The organism is Bradyrhizobium sp. SRS-191 (assembly GCF_024586915.1).
Taxonomy (GTDB): domain Bacteria; phylum Pseudomonadota; class Alphaproteobacteria; order Rhizobiales; family Xanthobacteraceae; genus Bradyrhizobium.
The window spans coordinates 334,085-349,972 of the sequence record NZ_JANBVS010000008.1; the positions used below are offsets into that span (position 1 = coordinate 334,085).

15 protein-coding genes are annotated in these 15,888 nt (G+C 65.4%); 5 read left to right on the forward strand and 10 right to left on the reverse strand.

Annotation, left to right across the window (positions count from 1 at the left end):
• Positions 1–2 precede the first annotated feature (2 nt).
• The 8 genes from gyrB to rpsT all read right to left on the reverse strand — a co-directional run bounded on the left by gyrB (position 3) and on the right by rpsT (position 11,063).
• Positions 3–2,441, reverse strand: a complete 2,439-nt coding sequence (gene gyrB, locus NLR35_RS17450; RefSeq protein ID WP_257167749.1) for a DNA topoisomerase (ATP-hydrolyzing) subunit B — start codon at positions 2,439–2,441, stop codon at positions 3–5.
• A 318-nt stretch (positions 2,442–2,759) separates the two neighbouring features.
• Positions 2,760–4,901, reverse strand: coding sequence for a hypothetical protein (locus tag NLR35_RS17455; protein WP_257167750.1), 2,142 nt, complete (start codon positions 4,899–4,901; stop codon positions 2,760–2,762).
• A 119-nt stretch (positions 4,902–5,020) separates the two neighbouring features.
• Positions 5,021–6,157: a DNA replication/repair protein RecF gene (gene recF, locus NLR35_RS17460; RefSeq protein ID WP_257167751.1), complete on the reverse strand. Its 1,137-nt coding sequence runs from the start codon at positions 6,155–6,157 to the stop codon at positions 5,021–5,023.
• Between the two features lie 63 nt (positions 6,158–6,220).
• Positions 6,221–6,508, reverse strand: coding sequence for a GIY-YIG nuclease family protein (locus NLR35_RS17465; RefSeq protein WP_257167752.1), 288 nt, complete (start codon positions 6,506–6,508; stop codon positions 6,221–6,223).
• Positions 6,509–6,592: 84 nt separating this feature from the next.
• Positions 6,593–7,711, reverse strand: coding sequence for a DNA polymerase III subunit beta (dnaN, locus tag NLR35_RS17470; RefSeq protein WP_257167753.1), 1,119 nt, complete (start codon positions 7,709–7,711; stop codon positions 6,593–6,595).
• 307 nt (positions 7,712–8,018) lie between these two features.
• Positions 8,019–9,449 (reverse strand): chromosomal replication initiator protein DnaA, encoded by a 1,431-nt coding sequence (gene dnaA, locus NLR35_RS17475; protein WP_257167754.1) that lies wholly within the window; start codon positions 9,447–9,449, stop codon positions 8,019–8,021.
• Between the two features lie 183 nt (positions 9,450–9,632).
• Positions 9,633–9,803, reverse strand: coding sequence for a hypothetical protein (locus tag NLR35_RS17480; RefSeq protein WP_257167755.1), 171 nt, complete (start codon positions 9,801–9,803; stop codon positions 9,633–9,635).
• Positions 9,804–10,793: 990 nt separating this feature from the next.
• Complete coding sequence (gene rpsT, locus NLR35_RS17485; RefSeq protein ID WP_257167756.1) at positions 10,794–11,063, reverse strand: 30S ribosomal protein S20; 270 nt, start codon at positions 11,061–11,063, stop codon at positions 10,794–10,796.
• A gap of 359 nt (positions 11,064–11,422) precedes the next feature.
• Between rpsT and NLR35_RS17490 the strand changes: the two genes are divergently transcribed.
• From NLR35_RS17490 to NLR35_RS17500, 3 genes are all read left to right on the forward strand, one after another.
• A complete protein-coding gene (locus NLR35_RS17490; protein ID WP_257167757.1) occupies positions 11,423–11,740 on the forward strand; it encodes a hypothetical protein in 318 nt (105 codons plus the stop codon).
• A gap of 123 nt (positions 11,741–11,863) precedes the next feature.
• Positions 11,864–12,520: a peptide-methionine (S)-S-oxide reductase MsrA gene (gene msrA / locus NLR35_RS17495; RefSeq protein ID WP_257167758.1), complete on the forward strand. Its 657-nt coding sequence runs from the start codon at positions 11,864–11,866 to the stop codon at positions 12,518–12,520.
• Between the two features lie 185 nt (positions 12,521–12,705).
• Entirely contained in the window at positions 12,706–13,419 is a 714-nt protein-coding gene (locus NLR35_RS17500; RefSeq protein WP_257167759.1) for a polysaccharide biosynthesis/export family protein, read from the forward strand.
• Positions 13,420–13,614: 195 nt separating this feature from the next.
• Here the strand turns inward: NLR35_RS17500 and NLR35_RS17505 are convergent, their stop codons facing one another.
• Both NLR35_RS17505 and NLR35_RS17510 read right to left on the reverse strand, forming a co-directional pair.
• Positions 13,615–14,286: a dienelactone hydrolase family protein gene (locus tag NLR35_RS17505; protein WP_257167760.1), complete on the reverse strand. Its 672-nt coding sequence runs from the start codon at positions 14,284–14,286 to the stop codon at positions 13,615–13,617.
• A 29-nt stretch (positions 14,287–14,315) separates the two neighbouring features.
• A complete protein-coding gene (locus NLR35_RS17510; RefSeq protein WP_257167777.1) occupies positions 14,316–14,654 on the reverse strand; it encodes a hypothetical protein in 339 nt (112 codons plus the stop codon).
• A gap of 300 nt (positions 14,655–14,954) precedes the next feature.
• Here NLR35_RS17510 and NLR35_RS17515 point away from each other — a divergent pair, with 300 nt between their 5' ends.
• Positions 14,955–15,443, forward strand: coding sequence for a (2Fe-2S)-binding protein (locus NLR35_RS17515; RefSeq protein ID WP_257167761.1), 489 nt, complete (start codon positions 14,955–14,957; stop codon positions 15,441–15,443).
• The coding region (locus NLR35_RS17520; protein ID WP_257167762.1) for a molybdopterin cofactor-binding domain-containing protein at positions 15,440–15,888 on the forward strand (449 nt) is incomplete at its 3' end. The genes NLR35_RS17515 and NLR35_RS17520, both read left to right, overlap by 4 nt.

Genomic DNA, 15,888 nt, shown 5'->3' on the forward strand with positions numbered 1-15,888 from the left:
GGCTACACGTCCACGTTGGCCGACAGCGAATTGTCCTGGATGAACTCGCGGCGCGGCTCGACGACGTCGCCCATCAGCTTGGTGAAGATGTCGTCGGCCTCGTCGACCTCCTTGACCTTCACCTGGAGCAGCGTGCGCGCTTCGGTATCCAGCGTGGTTTCCCAGAGCTGCTGCGGGTTCATCTCGCCCAGCCCTTTGTAGCGCTGCATGGCGATGCCCTTGCGGCCGGAATCGGTGACGGCCTCGAACAGGTCGACCGGGCCGTGGATCACGGTCTGGGTATCGCCACGGCGCAGGAAGCCGGGCTTGGCATAGGCGTCCTGCAGGCGGGCGGCGTAGTCGTCGAGCTTGCGGGCGTCGGCCGAGGCGAGCAGCGCATCGTCGATCACGGCCACGTCCTTCACGCCGCGCACTGTGCGCTCGAAGGTAAAACCCTGGCCCTCGACGAAATGGCCGATCCAGCCGCGCTCGACCTCCTCCGCCAGCACGTCGAGCCGTTTGGCGATGTATTCGGCCGCGGCGTCGGCGGTGGCGATGTCGCGGGTGATCTCCGCGCGCAGCACGCCGGCGATCGCCGCCTGCTCGACGACCTTGCGGTCGTAGCGGCTGTGCAGATTGCCGAGAACGTTGCGGACGTTTCGAGCCTCATCGACCAGCGTCAGCAGGTCGCGGCCCTTGCGCTCCTCGCCGTCGGATGTCTTGAACACGCAGTCATCGAGGCCCGCGTTGATCAGATAGTCCTCGAGCGCCCGATTGTCCTTCAGATACTGCTCGGACTTGCCGCGCGTCACTTTGTAGAGCGGCGGCTGGGCGATGTAGAGATGGCCGCGATCGATGATCTGGCGCATCTGCCGATAGAAGAAGGTCAGCAGCAAGGTGCGGATGTGGGCGCCGTCGACGTCGGCGTCGGTCATCACGATGATCTTGTGATAGCGCAGCTTGTCGATCGAGAAGTCGTCGCTGATGCCAGTGCCGAGCGCGGTGATCAATGTGCCGATCTGCTCGCTGGAGAGCATCTTGTCGGGACGCACGCGCTCGACATTGAGGATCTTGCCGCGCAACGGCAACACCGCCTGGAACTCGCGGTTGCGGCCCTGCTTGGCGCTGCCGCCGGCCGAGTCACCCTCGACGATGAACAGCTCGGACTTGGCCGGATCCTTCTCCTGGCAGTCGGCAAGCTTGCCGGGCAATGATGCGATGTTGTTGAGCGGATTCTTGCGCGTCAGCTCGCGCGCTTTTCGCGCGGCCTCGCGGGCGGCGGCGGCCTGGATCACCTTGCCGACGACGGTCTTGGCCTCCGACGGATGCTCCTCGAACCACGCCGACAGCGCCTCGTTGATGACGTTCTCGACCACGGGCCGCACTTCCGAGGACACCAGCTTGTCCTTGGTCTGCGACGAGAACTTCGGATCCGGTACCTTCACCGACAGCACGGCCGTGAGGCCTTCGCGGCAGTCGTCGCCGGTCAGCGCGATCTTTTCCTTCTTCGCATTGGCCTCGGCATAGCCGTTGACCTGGCGCGTCAGCGCGCCGCGGAAGCCGGCGAGATGGGTGCCGCCGTCACGCTGCGGGATGTTGTTGGTGAAGCACAGCACGTTCTCATGATAGCTGTCGTTCCACCACAGCGCGGCTTCGACGGTGATGCCGTTGGCTTCCGAGCGCACCATGATCGGATTGGGAACGATCGCCTTCTTGTTGCGGTCGAGATATTTGACGAACTCCTCGACGCCGCCGGAATAGAACATCTCCTCGCGCTTCTCGACCGCGTGGCGCATGTCGGAGAGGATGATGTGGACGCCGGAGTTGAGGAAGGCGAGCTCGCGCAGGCGATGCTCGAGCGTGGCGTAGTCGTATTCGACGGTCTTGAAGGTGTCGGTCGAGGCGAGGAACGTCACCTCGGTGCCGCGCTTGCCGGGTGTATCGCCGACGACCTGGAGCGGTGCCACAGCGTCGCCATGGGCGAACACGATGAGGTGCTCCTTGTCCTCGCGCCAGATGCGCAGCTCGAGCTTGCTCGACAGCGCGTTGACGACGGACACGCCGACGCCGTGCAGGCCGCCGGAGACCTTGTAGGAGTTCTGGTCGAACTTTCCGCCGGCGTGCAGCTGGGTCATGATGACCTCGGCCGCGGAGACGCCTTCGTCCTTGTGGATGCCCACGGGAATGCCGCGCCCATCGTCGCGCACGGTGACGGAATTGTCGGCGTTGAGCACGACCTCGACGCGGCTCGCATAGCCCGCGAGCGCCTCGTCGATGGCGTTGTCGACGACCTCGTAGACCATGTGATGCAGGCCGGAGCCGTCATCGGTGTCGCCGATATACATGCCCGGGCGCTTGCGCACGGCATCCAGGCCCTTCAGCACCCGGATCGATTCTGCGCCGTATTCGTTCGCGGTGGCAGGCTCGGTGTCGGCGATGGTTTGCCGGGCGGGTTCGGTCATGTGAGGCCTTTGAAGGGGTCCCGTAGGGCGAGGTCGCGCTGGGGTGCTGAGAACGCTATTTGTGCCATGAAAGACGGGGCGCGCCTAGCGCAAAAAGGCGTGTCCTAAGACATTGAAGAAATAGGTTTTTTTAACGGTTTTTCAAGCCGTTCGGGAGCCCTCTTCGAGGCCTGCGAAACGCCGATTCGGACGGCTTTTGGGAGGTGTCCGGAAGGCGCCTCGAAACGCCGCTCCGGAGGGCCTTCCAGTGCGTCAGGCCGCCCGTTGGGGCGGCCTGGAGCAGGGTCTCGATCGGTTGTGAACGGAGCGTTCGAACGCTCAGTACAGCGGCAGCGGCAGGGCCTGTCCGGTCGGGCCGACCATCAGGCCCCAGACATCGCCGGCGCCGATCTCGATGGTGTCGTTGAAGGGAGCGCGGCTGCCGGTCCTGACCTCGTAGCGGTACTTGCCGGGTGGCAAATCGAGCAGCGGGCCCCTGGGCGTCTTCGGGCTGCCGGTGCCGGCTAAGATCTTGACCGTCTGCTTGTTGATCGTCAGCACCGCGTCGGTCTCGCCGACATTGCCGAGCATCAGCTTGGCCTGGCCGGGCTTCGGCAGGATCTCGGCCTTCGCCGCGGCGTCCGTGTTCTTCTGCACCAGATTGACCGAGGTCTCACCCCTGGCGCGGCCGAGCGTCAGGACGGCGGGCCCTTGCGGCGAGGCGAAGGCGAGCCGTGCCTTGTCGGCTCCGGTCTGCGCCCCCTCGGACTTCTCCCGCCATCCGAGCTTCGTCAGCTCGGCGCGGTAGAACGCCAGCACGGCACTCAGCTCGGCCGGCACGCTGGCCTCGAGCTGGAAGCGGACCGGCTGATCGAAGCCAGGGGCCTTCGACGTCGACAGCGAGGTCGCGCTGCGCTCCTTCGGCACCGGCAGCGCGGAGGACGGATCGGCTTCGAGCGGCGTGGCGTCCTTGGCCGGCTGCGCGGCGGCGGCCGGCTTGGCGGCCGCGATCAGGCCGGTGCCATCGGCCGTCACGTTCACCTTCGGACCCATCTGCATGATCGTGAAGCTGACCGACTTGCCCTTCGCGGCAAACTCCAGGTGAGCCATGGTCGGATTGTCGATCACGGTCGGCGCTTCCTTGTAGCCGGCCGCCTTCAGGGTCGAGCGGAAGAAGCCGGCGAGCGCCTTCACCGATGAGCTGGATTTGAACTCCAGCCGGCCCTGGCTGCCGTCGAACTCGACGGCCTCTGCGGTCTCGGGCAGCGCGATCGGCGCGGGATTGTCGGCCAGCGTCTTGACCGGTGCATCCGACATCGCGCCGGCCTGCTGCGCGCGGCGCGCCTCGTCGGCGGCGATCACCTGCTTGGCCATCGCGGCGGCGTCGGCCATGAACTTGTCGTCGGCGTCCTTCTTGGCCTTGGCGCGCGCGGCCAGCGCCGCTTCGGTCGCGCGCATCGAGATCTCGACCATGGTGAGATCGTAGCTGCGCGACAGTTTGAGCGTCCCGGTCTCCTCGGCGGAGGCCACCTTGAGCGTCACGTCGTCAGGCGTGCCCGGCAGGGCCGTATCGATCCGGAAGCCGCGAGCGGGCAGCTCACGCGTGTAGAAGGCGAGCACCGTCGGCAGCTCGGCGATCACGGCGCCCTTGGCCTGCCGGTTCGCGGAGGTCGCGCTGCCGAGGCTCTGCGACGATTTGGTCGGCTTCGGCATCGGCAGGCCGGCGCGGTCGTCGCCGGCTTCGAGCTGGGCCGGAAGTGCGAATGGCGCGATGCGGATCTCGACATTGGTCTTGCCGTCGGCCCGCCGGGTCAGCGTCAGCATCACCGGATTCTGGCGGCGTGGGCCGTCGTCAGCAACGCGGTTGTAGAAGGCGCGCACACCGTTCGGCGTGGCCTCGCTGAGATCCGCATTCGGCCAGCGCGCCGCGGCGTCAGCCGTCAGCGGCTGCCAGCCGGTCGCGGTCATTTCCTTTGCGAAGAACGCCTGCGTCGCGTCGAGTGCCAGCGGCACGACGCAGGACAGATAAGGCCGGGTTTCATCGAACACGATGTCGGTGGCGCCGTCGGGGAACGGCAGATCGGCGTAGATCCGCTGCGGCGAGTAGCTCACCTCCGACAGATCCATGCGCCCGCCGCTGCCGGTGAAGGAGACAGATAGTCCCTGCTTGCCCTTCTTGTAGTTGAGCGTGGTGTTGCGCTCCTCCAGCGGGCGGATGTAGCGCACCCAGCCGTCAGCGCTGAGTACCTGCTGCGTGGCGGCATTGGTCGCCGCGGGCGGTATCGGCAGGCGGTAGACGACGCGGTAGCGATCGGGGCGGGAGGTGTCTTCGACGGCGCCCTCGGCGCGCGGCAGCGCGTGGACATCGACGATGGCGTCGTCGGCGCGCGCAGGGAGAGCGCCGCTCGCGAGCAGCAACAAGCCGCAGGCCAACAGATGCAGGCGCGGTGTGGCGATGGCCTGCGGCCAAAGCTTGGACATCACAGATCTCCAGGATTTCGATTGAGGCGCGTGCGCCTGCGAGCTGACGGAGGATGCCGTTGGCCATCCACCGACTGCTAGTCGGGCCTGGGAACTGATAGGTTCAACGGCGGAATGAGTTACCGCCGCGCGCTGATGCGGCCGCCTTCGACGTCGAAGATCTCGCCGAGCTCACGCAGCTCCGCGAACGCGGCGGGATCGGCGCCGGTCAGCCACACCTGGGCACCGAGCGTGCCGAGCTCGGCGAACAACGCGGTGCGGCGGCCGGGATCGAGATGCGCGACGATCTCGTCGAGCAGCAGCATCGGCACGATGCCGGTGGTCTCGGCGACCAGGGTCGCATGCGCGAGGATCAGGCCGATCAAGAGCGCCTTCTGCTCGCCGGTCGAGGCGTCGCGCGCCGGCATGTTCTTCGGCGCGTAGATGACGTGCAGGTCGGTGAGATGCGGCCCATCGAGCGTCCGTCCTGCCGCGGCGTCGCGCGCGCGGTTGTCACGCAGCATCGCGCGGTAGCGGTCCTCGACGGCGAGCGCGGACTCCGTGAGCAGCGCATTCTCCATCCAGCCGTCGAGCGCGATCTCGGCGGAGGGAAAGGCCGACGCCGCACCGCGCTGGCGCAGCATCGCAGCGAGCTTCACGGCGGTCTGGCCGCGGCTCGCGGCGACGGCGACCGCGAGCTCCGCAGTCTCGCGCTCGATGGCGTCGCACCAATGGTCGTCGAAATTGCGCACCTCGAGCAGCCGGTTGCGCGAGCGCAACGAGCGCTCCAGCGCCGAGACGCGGCTGGAATGCTCGCTGTCGATCGCCAGGACCAGGCGGTCGAAGAAGCGGCGCCGCTCGGAGGCCGAGCCCATGAACAGCCCGTCCATCGCCGGCGTCAGCCAAACCATGCGGATGTGATCGCCGAACGCGGCGGCCGAGCCGACCGGCTCGCGGTCGATGCGGCAGCGGCGCGTGGTGCTGGCATCGCTGCGCGGCGGCTCGATGCCGGTACCGAAGGTGGTCAGTCCCAGCGCGCCCTCGACCTCGGCCGAGACCGCCCATGAGCCGTCGCCCTGATTGTCGGCGACATCCTCCAGAGTGGCCCGGCGCAGCCCACGGCCCGGCGCGAAGAACGAGATCGCCTCCAGACAATTGGTCTTGCCGGCGCCATTGGCCCCCACCAGCGCCACCATGTCCGCCTGCACGCTCACGCTCGCCGCGCGATAGCTGCGGAAGTGCGTCAGCGACAGGCGGTTGATGCGAGAGGGGGTCATTGAAGGAGTTATAAAGCCCAATTCTGTCATTGCCGGGCTCGACCCGGCAATCCATCATCCGCGTCAGCGGACGATCTCATCATATAGGTCTCGCCAATCCGGATTGCCTGCGACGATCAGGTCGATCTTCCATTCACGTGACCAGTGCTTGATGTTCTTCTCACGCTGCAGCGCTGCAGCGATCGTCTCATGCGCCTCGAAGTAGACCAGCAGCTTGATGCGGTAGCGCCGCGTAAAGCTCTCGGCGAGACCCTCGCGGTGCTCATGGATCCGCCGTACAAGATCGTTGGTCACGCCGACATAGAGCGTGCCTCCGGGCTTGCTGGCGAGAATGTAGACCCAGTAGGTCATTTGAAGGGATGGATGGCCGGGTCAAGCCCGGCCATGACAGAGTTACCTCAATTTCGCTGCGGGAAACGAGCAGCAGAACCAAACTCACACCCGCATCGGCATCAGCACGTACAACGCGTTCCTGTTGTCGCGGTCCTGGATCAAGGTCGGCGAGCCCGGGTCGGCCAGCCTGAGCACCGCGACCTCGCCCTCGATCTGGGCGGCGATGTCGAGCAGATAGCGCGAGTTGAAGCCGATATCGAGCGCGTCGGCGGCGTACTCGACCTCGAGCTCTTCCGTCGCGCTGCCGGAATCCGGATTGGTCACCGACAGCACCAGCTTGCCGGGGGCGAGCGCCAGCTTCACCGCGCGGCCGCGCTCGGAGGAGATGGTGGAGACGCGGTCGACGGCCGCGGCGAAGTCGGCCTTGTCGACGACGAGTTCCTTGTCGTTGTTCTGCGGAATGACGCGGCCATAGTCCGGGAAGGTGCCGTCGATCAGCTTGGAGGTCAGCACCACCTGTCCCAAGGTGAAGCGGATCTTGCCCTGCGACAGCTCGATCTTGATCTCGCTGTCATTGTCCTCGATCAGCCGCTGCACCTCGCCGACGGTCTTGCGCGGCACGATGACGCCGGGCATCTCGGCCGCGCCGGCCGGCTGCGGCAGGTCGACCTGGGCGAGGCGGTGGCCGTCGGTGGCGACCGCGCGCAAGGTGGGCTGCTTGGCATTGCCGCCGGCATGCAGATAGATGCCGTTCAAATAATAACGCGTCTCCTCGGTCGAGATCGCGAACTGCGTGCGGTCGATCAGGCTCTTGATGTCCTTGGCGGGAACGCCGAAGGCGTGAGTCATCTCGCCCGCGGCGAGATCCGGGAAGTCGCTCTCGGGCAAGGTCTGCAGGGTGAACTTGGAACGGCCGGCGCGGATCGCCAGCACCGCGCGCTCGCCATCGCTCTCCAGCACGATCTGCGAGCCGTCCGGCAGCTTGCGCACGATGTCGTAGAACATGTGCGCCGGGACGGTGGTGGAACCTGCGGTCGCAGTCTCGGCCGCCAGCGTTTCCGTCACTTCGAGGTCGAGGTCTGTGGCGCGCAGCGACAGCCGGGCATTCTCGGCGCGGACCAGAACGTTACCCAGGATTGGGATCGTGTTCCTCCGCTCGACCACGCGATGGACGTGGCCCAGCGACTTCAGCAGCTGCGCGCGTTCGACGGTCACCTTCATTGCACTATCCCGCCCGTTCCCAACTGAGCTCGTCCTGGAATGCCGGCGGGCTGGAACAGCGCCGCGGCCGATGGCACCTCGCCGCCCGAACAGCGCTTTTTCAGCGTCCAGGAGCGTGAGGGGGAGGCGTAAAGTGGCGCGGATGAGGCCCGAGCGCAAGGGATTGCGGGCCGATTTCCCATGTTTCGGCAGGCGTTTCGGCGCGCCGGGGAGCTGATCGAAGGGCGTTGGTTTGGCAGGCAACCGCGGCTGGGGCCGGACCTTCTGTCCGCACCCCCTTGCCGATCGGGCTGGCCGTGCGGATGAACTAGTCCTGCAACTGCCGCTTGAGCGACTCGACCTCGTCGTTCAGCGTGATGTCCTTGCCGACAAGCGCCTCGATCTTGCGCACGGCATGCAGGACGGTGGTGTGGTCGCGCCCGCCGAAGCGGCGACCGATCTCGGGCAGGGACCTCAGGGTGAGCGTCTTGGCCAGGTACATCGCAACCTGGCGCGGGCGCACCACGTTGGCGGTGCGGCGCGACGACAACAGGTCGGAGCGGCTGACATTGTACTGCCGGGCGACGACGCGCTGGATGTCCTCGATCTTGATCCGCTTCGGCTCCTGCGGACGGACCAGATCGCGCACCTCGCGCTCGGCCATGTCGAGCGTGACCGGCTGGTTGTTGAGCTTGGAATGCGCCAGCAGGCGATTGATCGCGCCTTCGAGATCCCTGCCGTTATGGGTGATCGAGCGGGCGAGATAGTCGAGCACCGGCTCCGGCACGTCGAAGCTCGCATGATGCGCGCGAGCCGCGGCGACGCGCGACTTGAGAATGCCGAGCCGCAGATCCTCGCCGAGCGTCGCCATCTCGACCACGAGGCCACCCGCGAGGCGCGACCGGACGCGATCATCGAGGCTTTCGAGATCGGACGGCGGCCGGTCGGCGGCGATCACCACCTGGCGGCCGGCGTCGATCAGCGCGTTCAGCGTATGGCAGAACTCGGCCTGGGTGGATTTGCCTTGCAGGAACTGCAGGTCGTCGATCACCAGCACGTCGATGCCGCGCAGCGCCTCCTTGAAGGCCAGCGCAGTCTGCGATTTCAGTGCCGCGACGAAGCCGTACATGAATTTCTCGGCGGTGAGATACAGCACCTTGCGTTCGCCGCCGGCATTGCCGGCCCAGGTCACGGCCTGCAACAGGTGCGTCTTGCCGAGGCCGACGCCGGCATGGATGTACAGCGGGTTGAACATCACGGGATCGCCGCGGCGGCCGTCGGCCACCTGGCGAGCGGCGGCGTGCGCCAACGTATTGGCACGGCCGACCACGAAGCTCGCGAAGGTCAGGCGCGGATCGAGCGGCGAGCCACCCAGTGCATCATGGCCGGCTGCGACCGGAGTCATCATCGGAGCGCGGGTATCGGCGACGGGCTTGGCGTCGCTGCGCTCGGGGCGGCGCGCTTCCACCGGCGCAGGCACTTCCTTGGCCGGCGTCGCGCAACGCATCGCGGTGCGAACGGACAGATCGATGCGGTGAACTTCGGGCATCTCGGCCTGCCAGCACGACAGCACGCGCTCAGCATAATGCGCCTGAATCCAGCTCTTCAGGAAACGCGTCGGCACCGACAGATGAACGCTTTCGTCCTGGACAGCTTCGAGGTCCATGCGGGCGAACCAGCTCGTATAGACGTCCTCGCCGACGGTCGAGCGCAGCCGACCCTTCACGCGAGACCAGCGTTCCTGTTCCGAATTTGTCATGGCAGTCGCAACTTTTCGAATTGAGTGGTGGTGTCGTGTGACCGCCGGGCAGACGTCCAAATGGAAAAGACGCGTCTGCCGCAGCGAGACCTCGAGCGGAGGTTCAACTCCAGACATGGCTTGCCGTTCGGCGCTCGCGCCGTCAGGCATGATCGATGCTGGGGAAGAAAGGTCTTCGCGAGGTCAGCGCATACTCGGATGCGCAATGGACGCGGCGGGCGGGCCGATGGCCGTGCTGGTGATGGCCACGCCGGCGATGTCGATCACTTCGGTCTCGTCGATCACTTCGGTCTCTAAGGGTGCGTGATCCGGAACCAGCCTCTGGTGTTTAACCGCAATGTGTCCGTAAAGCATGCAACCTCCCCGCCTTACCGCGATCGCTCACGGCAAGTTGTCATCCCAATGCCGCCGCACCTGAACCCCAAGATTCAGCCGCGCCGCCGTCATCCCGTCCAACTTGTCCACTCGCTGAGCGCAGCCGTCGCAAGCTTCAGCCGGTCGACCGACGTCGTATTTCTCTTGTTTAAAGCGGCGCAACGATGATGCTACGCCCGAGAAATTTCGACAACATTCGGTCGCTCCCCACATTGCTATGGAGATTGATCCGGCCACCGCTTTGGAAAGCGTCGCCAACGCGCACACCGCCGCCGATTTGCACGTCCGCCCCGTTTCTAAAACCGCGCTGGTCTCAAGATCGTGGGCGCCGCGAGTGGATAAAAGAAATACACGATGCGTCGGGACTCGCAATCCATTTGATTTGCGCACGCCTGACGAGTCTTCGCGCCTCTTGCCGCGCGATGATCCGCGTTAAGAAAGCAAGGTTTTGAATCATCGCGAGGAATCTCGGATGTGACAAACAACATGGTCTGCGCAAAATTTCTTCATAAATTTTTTAACATTCGACCGAGCTCACCCGCTTTTCCAATCACTTGGACTCGCTATGCGCTTAAGTCATTTTCGAGACGATGTTTTTTTCGATTGCTCGCAGCGGGTAACTCCCGTCGCGTGCGTTGCGCGAGGCAGGCAGGGCATCGTGCGCTCTTGACATTGATGCGCAGCCACAATGCGCAGATTCGCAGCTGTTTCCGGTGAGACAATATTGTCACCGCGTAAAATTACGGAACGATACGTAGGACTACGGAACATGTCAGGCGCACGCGACAATGCGCGTGTTCCAGCACGCGGAGAATGCATCGCTGCGGTGATGTCGCCACGAACTAGAACATGAACTAGAAGGCGAGACGATGCGATGGACGAGAAGCGCCGCAACAGCGTGCGCAAAAGAAAAGCCCGGCGCGAGCCGGGCTATTTGCATCTTGATAGTTCGTCAGTCGCGCGATGGGCTCACTTCGCAGCGAGCTTCGCGATCTGATGCACCAAGCGCGAGACTTTGCGGCTGGCGTTGTTCTTGTGAATGATGTTGCGCTGCGCGGCGCGCATCAGCTGCGGCTCGGCGTTGGCCATCGCCTTCAGCGCGGCGTCGCGGTCGCCCTTCTTGATCGCGTCCTCGACGGAACGGACCGCGCCGCGCATCTGGGTGCGACGCGACTTGTTGATGATGGTGCGGCGGGCAATCTTGCGCGTCGCTTTCTTCGCAGAGGTCGTGTTGGCCATGCTCTCAAATATCCTTCGGCGGCGAGCAGTCGCCGCTTGTGCGGGTACGCGCGCGGCCCGCTTGACGCGGCCCCATCGACGCGGTGGGTTGTTCGGACGCCTCTCTGAGAATGCCATGACCGGAGCGGTTGCTCGGCGGATCGGCGCTGCTCAAAGAACAGCGGCGGCGGGATTGCGCCCACCGCCAGTGGCGGACCTTATAGGCGCAGCCTTACCGACCGTCAACGGTCTCGGAAGCCGCAGCGAGCGCCGGAACCGGCCAAAAGCCGGTTCTAAACCCCTGACGAGGTTGAATTTCTAAGGAGGCCCCGCTATGGCCTTGCTGCCGGTCGGGGCGAGCGAGAGAGGGCAGGTGAGGCATGATCCGCGGTTTTTTCCGCCTGGTGGGGCTGTTGCTGCTGGCCGGAAGCTTCATCTTCCTGGTCTATGACGGTGCCCGCTGGGTTGCCGACCAGGCGCTGCAGTTCACCCGCTTCGGCCAGCTCTGGAACGACGTCCATCAGACCAGCCAGGCCGCCTTCAAGGCCTGGGTCGAGGCCAAGGCGCCGTTTCTGTGGGAGTGGATCGTCAAGGCCTTCCTCGATCAGCCGGTCTTCGCCGTGCTCGGCCTGCTCGGGATCCTGCTGATGCTGCTGTTCCGGCCGCGCCGGCCGCTGATCGGCTATGGGCGCGATTGACCGCAGGCAAGCGGCGTAACACCGCTGGGGCTTCAGGCGTAGAGACCTATATAATCCTCAATTGAAGGTCATCGCGCCGCGGGGCTCTCTCCCGCGGGCGAATGCCATGCCCGGAGACACGCCATGTTCTTCATGCGCAAACCCGCTGCCATGCCGAGCGCCGCCGAGGCGCTGCCCGGCCGCGCCCAGCCGATCCCGACCGCGAGCACGCATTTCGTCAACGGCCGCCGCCTGCTGCCGCCCTATCCCGCCGGCCTCGAGCAGGCCGTGTTCGGGCTCGGCTGTTTCTGGGGCGCCGAGCGCAAGTTCTGGCAGCTCGGTGACGGCATCCATGTCACGGCCGTCGGCTATGCGGGCGGCCATACGCCGAACCCGACCTATGAGGAGGTGTGCTCGGGGCTCACGGCGCATACCGAGGTCGTGCTGGTGGTGTTCGATCCCAAGCTCATCTCCTATGAGCGCCTGTTGAAGACATTCTGGGAGAGTCACGATCCGACCCAGGGCATGCGCCAGGGCAACGATGTCGGCACGCAATATCGCTCCGCAGTCTACACTTTCAGCGACGCGCAGCGCGAGGCGGCCGAGGCGTCGAAGTCCGCTTATGAGCAGGCGTTGCGTGCCAAGGGGCTCGGCGCCATCACCACGGAGATCGCGCCGTCCGGACCGTTCTATTTCGCCGAGGACTATCATCAGCAATATCTGGCCAAGAACCCGGGCGGCTATTGCGGTCTCGGCGGCACCGGCGTGGCGTGTCCGATCGGTGTGGGTGTGAGCGCATAGACGGCGCTCGCGCGCCCGGTCACCGCTAGCTCGTATCAGATCCCTCTCCCACGCCGTGGGAGGGGGATTTTTTTTGGCCGGGCTTTCACCTGCGCACTTGCGACAGACGGCGACTGCACGCGCCAACGATTTGTTAACCTTAACCGCGCATGACTAGAGCACATCCTCATTCAAGGATTGTTCGAGTGCGCGCGTTGTTTCTTCCGGTCATTGCCGTCGTTTCCACGATCCTGTTGTCGGGTTGCATGCACACGGCCTCCCCCGTGGCTGTCGCCCAGCCGAGCGATCTCGACGCAATGGCCTATGGGACACCTTCCTCCAGCCCGGTTGCCGCCACCGGGCAGGGCGGAGCGATCCCCGCGCTGCGCAACGCGTTCGCCGCCGCGCCCAGTCCGGGCGCGTACGTCATGCCCGCCGGCTATGCGCCGGGGCGGCGTGACGCCGTCTATCATCTCGATGCCGGCGACAAGCTGCGTGTCGTCGTCTACGGCCAGGAGGGCCTGACCAACACCTATGCGATCGATGCGTCCGGATCGATCACGATGCCGCTGATCGGCAGCGTCCCCGCGCGTGGCCGCACCACCGCAGGTCTCGCCGCCGAGATCACCGCCAAGCTGCGCAACGGCTACATCCGCGAGCCATCGGTCGCCGTGGAGATCGAAGCCTATCGCCCGTTCTTTATTCTCGGTGAAGTCCAGGCGCCCGGCCAGTATCCCTACGTGCCCAACATGACGGTCGAGAGCGCCATCGCGATCGCCGGCGGCTTTTCGCCGCGCGCCCGGCGTGACATCGTCACGCTGACGCACACCGATCCCTCCGGCGTCGCCCGCTGCGAGGTTCCGCTCGGGACGTCGTTGAAGCCGGGGGATACGATTCAGGTCGGCGAGCGCTGGTTCTGATCTCGTTGCCGTCGTCGCAGCCACTGTTTACGTCGGCCGCAGAGTGACGCGAAGCTCCATCCACCGTCATTGCGAGCTAACGGGTCCGCGCAAAAGCGCGGCCCGATGACAGGCTCCGCGAAGCAATCCAGGGCCACGCATGACGCCCCTGGATTGCTTCGTCGCTTCGCTCCTCGCAATGACGGCAGAGGAAATTCAGCGCAAATGCGTTCCAAAGAACGCTAGGCTGCGAGTCCAGGCCAGATCAGCGCTCGCCTTGTCGTAGCTCCCCCGCTCGTCGCAGCCGAAGCCGTGCTGGGCGCCGGGGTAGATGAAGATCTCGACGTCCGGCCGTTTAGCCTTGATCGTTTCGACGTCGGTCAGCGGAATGCCCGTATCCTTCTCGCCGAAATGCAGCTGGGTCGGTACGGTCGGCTTGTCCTCAGCAAAGCGCACGACCGCGCCACCGTAATATCCGACAGCGGCCTTCAGCCCGGCGAGCTTGGTCGCGGCCGCATAGGCGATGCTGCCGCCGAGGCAGAAGCCGATGATGCCGACCGGTCCGACAGCCTTCACCGCATCGATCGCGGCCTGGGTATCGCGCAGGAACGCCTGCCAATCCGGATTGGCGACGAACTTCCGGGCCACGGCAATCTCATCGGGCGAGTAGCCCGAGGTGAAATCGGGCTCGACGCGGTCGAAGATCGCCGGCGCGATCGCGACATAGCCTTCGGCAGCAAGACGGTCGCAGACGTTGCGGATGTGGTGATTGACGCCGAAAATCTCCTGGATCACGACCAGCGCGCCCTTGGGCGTTCCGGCTGGATCGGCCTTGTAGGCGCCGAGCTGGAAGCCGTCCGATGCGGTGAGCTTGATGTCCTGTCCCACGTTCTATCCTCTGCAGATTGTCGCGGCGCTCAGCGCCACATCCAGTTGGTGCCGTAGTCCTCTTTCCAGCCGGTCAGCCGTCCCTTGCGGAACTTGAGAAACAGGCGGTGATGCTGCGGGACCAATCCGCTGCCGCCGAGATCGCGCAAGGCGAGAAAGGTTTCGTTGCCGGGCGCCCCGTTCAGATAGACCAGCGGCTGCTCCAGCACGCGCGATGTCTCCCCGACATCCATGCCGAAGGCAAGCGGCGACACGTTGGATAACGTCGCTGTGAAAGGCGCGCGGGCGATGGAAAGCGGCGGGGACTGCTGCGCCTCGGCCTGCTCCGCGATCAGCACGGCGGTGAGCGGCAGGGCCGATGCAAGCATCGCGGCGGCAGCGCACCGATTGGCGTAGGCCTGTAATCTCATGAGCTGACGTCTCCTCGCGCAGTGCCGTCGACGGCAGCCTGTCTTAGCCGATGCGGCGCCGCGCTCACAGAGTTTCGGCGCTGCACAACCGGAATTGCCGCGTCATTTCGCAAAGGCGAGGTTCCAAATTCCGTTGCGTCGCTCCGTCAACGCGATCATTCTTTCGCGCAGGCTGGCATCGAACCGGTGGGTGCTGGCGTCTCATAAACCGAACTTCGCCGTAAGCGAAGTCGTAGCGCCGGGCGGGGAAGAAACCACATGCCTAATCTCACCATCAATGGACGGACCATGTCCGTCGATGCGGCGAACGACACGCCGCTGCTATGGGTCATCCGCGAGCAGTTGCAGATGACCGGAACCAAGTTCGGCTGCGGCGCGGGGCTGTGCGGGGCGTGCACCGTGCATGTCAACGGCGAGGCGGTGCGCTCGTGCCAGACCATGGTCGGCGACGTCAAGGACAAGAAGATCACGACGATCGAGGGGCTGTCGCAGAAGGGCGATCATCCCTTGCAGAAGGCGTGGATCGCCGAGCAGGTGCCGCAATGCGGCTACTGCCAATCGGGCCAGATCATGCAGGCGGCCTCGCTGCTCGCCAAGACCACGAGCCCGACCAAGGAGGAGATCACAGCGCATATGGACGGCAATCTCTGCCGCTGCATGACCTATTCGCGGATCCAGAAGGCGATCCAGCGCGCCGCATCCGAGATGCGCACCGCCTCGAACGGCAGCGACCGGAGGGCGACATGAACGAGCACGTGAAAGCAGCGCCCGCCATGACCCCAGATATGGCCCCCGATCTCAGCCGCCGTTCCTTCCTGGTCGGCACCGCCGCCACCGGCCTCGTGCTCGGCTATGCCGGCCTCGCCGATAGCGCGCTTGCAGCGACGACGCCCTCAGCCTTCGAGCCGAGCGTCTGGTACTCGATCGCGCCCGATGGCCTGGTCACCGTGACCTGCGGCAAGGCCGACATGGGCCAGCACATCGCCTCCACCATGGCGCAGATTATCTGCGAGGAGCTCGGTGCGGCCTGGAAGGACATGCGCGTCCAGCTCGCCTCCAACGATCCGAAGTTCAACGATCCCGTGCTCGGCGCCCAGATCACCGGCGGCAGCTGGAGCACGATGATGAACTTCGACGCCATGAGCCGGGCCGGTGCGGCCGGGCGCATCGCGCTGACCGAAGCCGCCGCGAC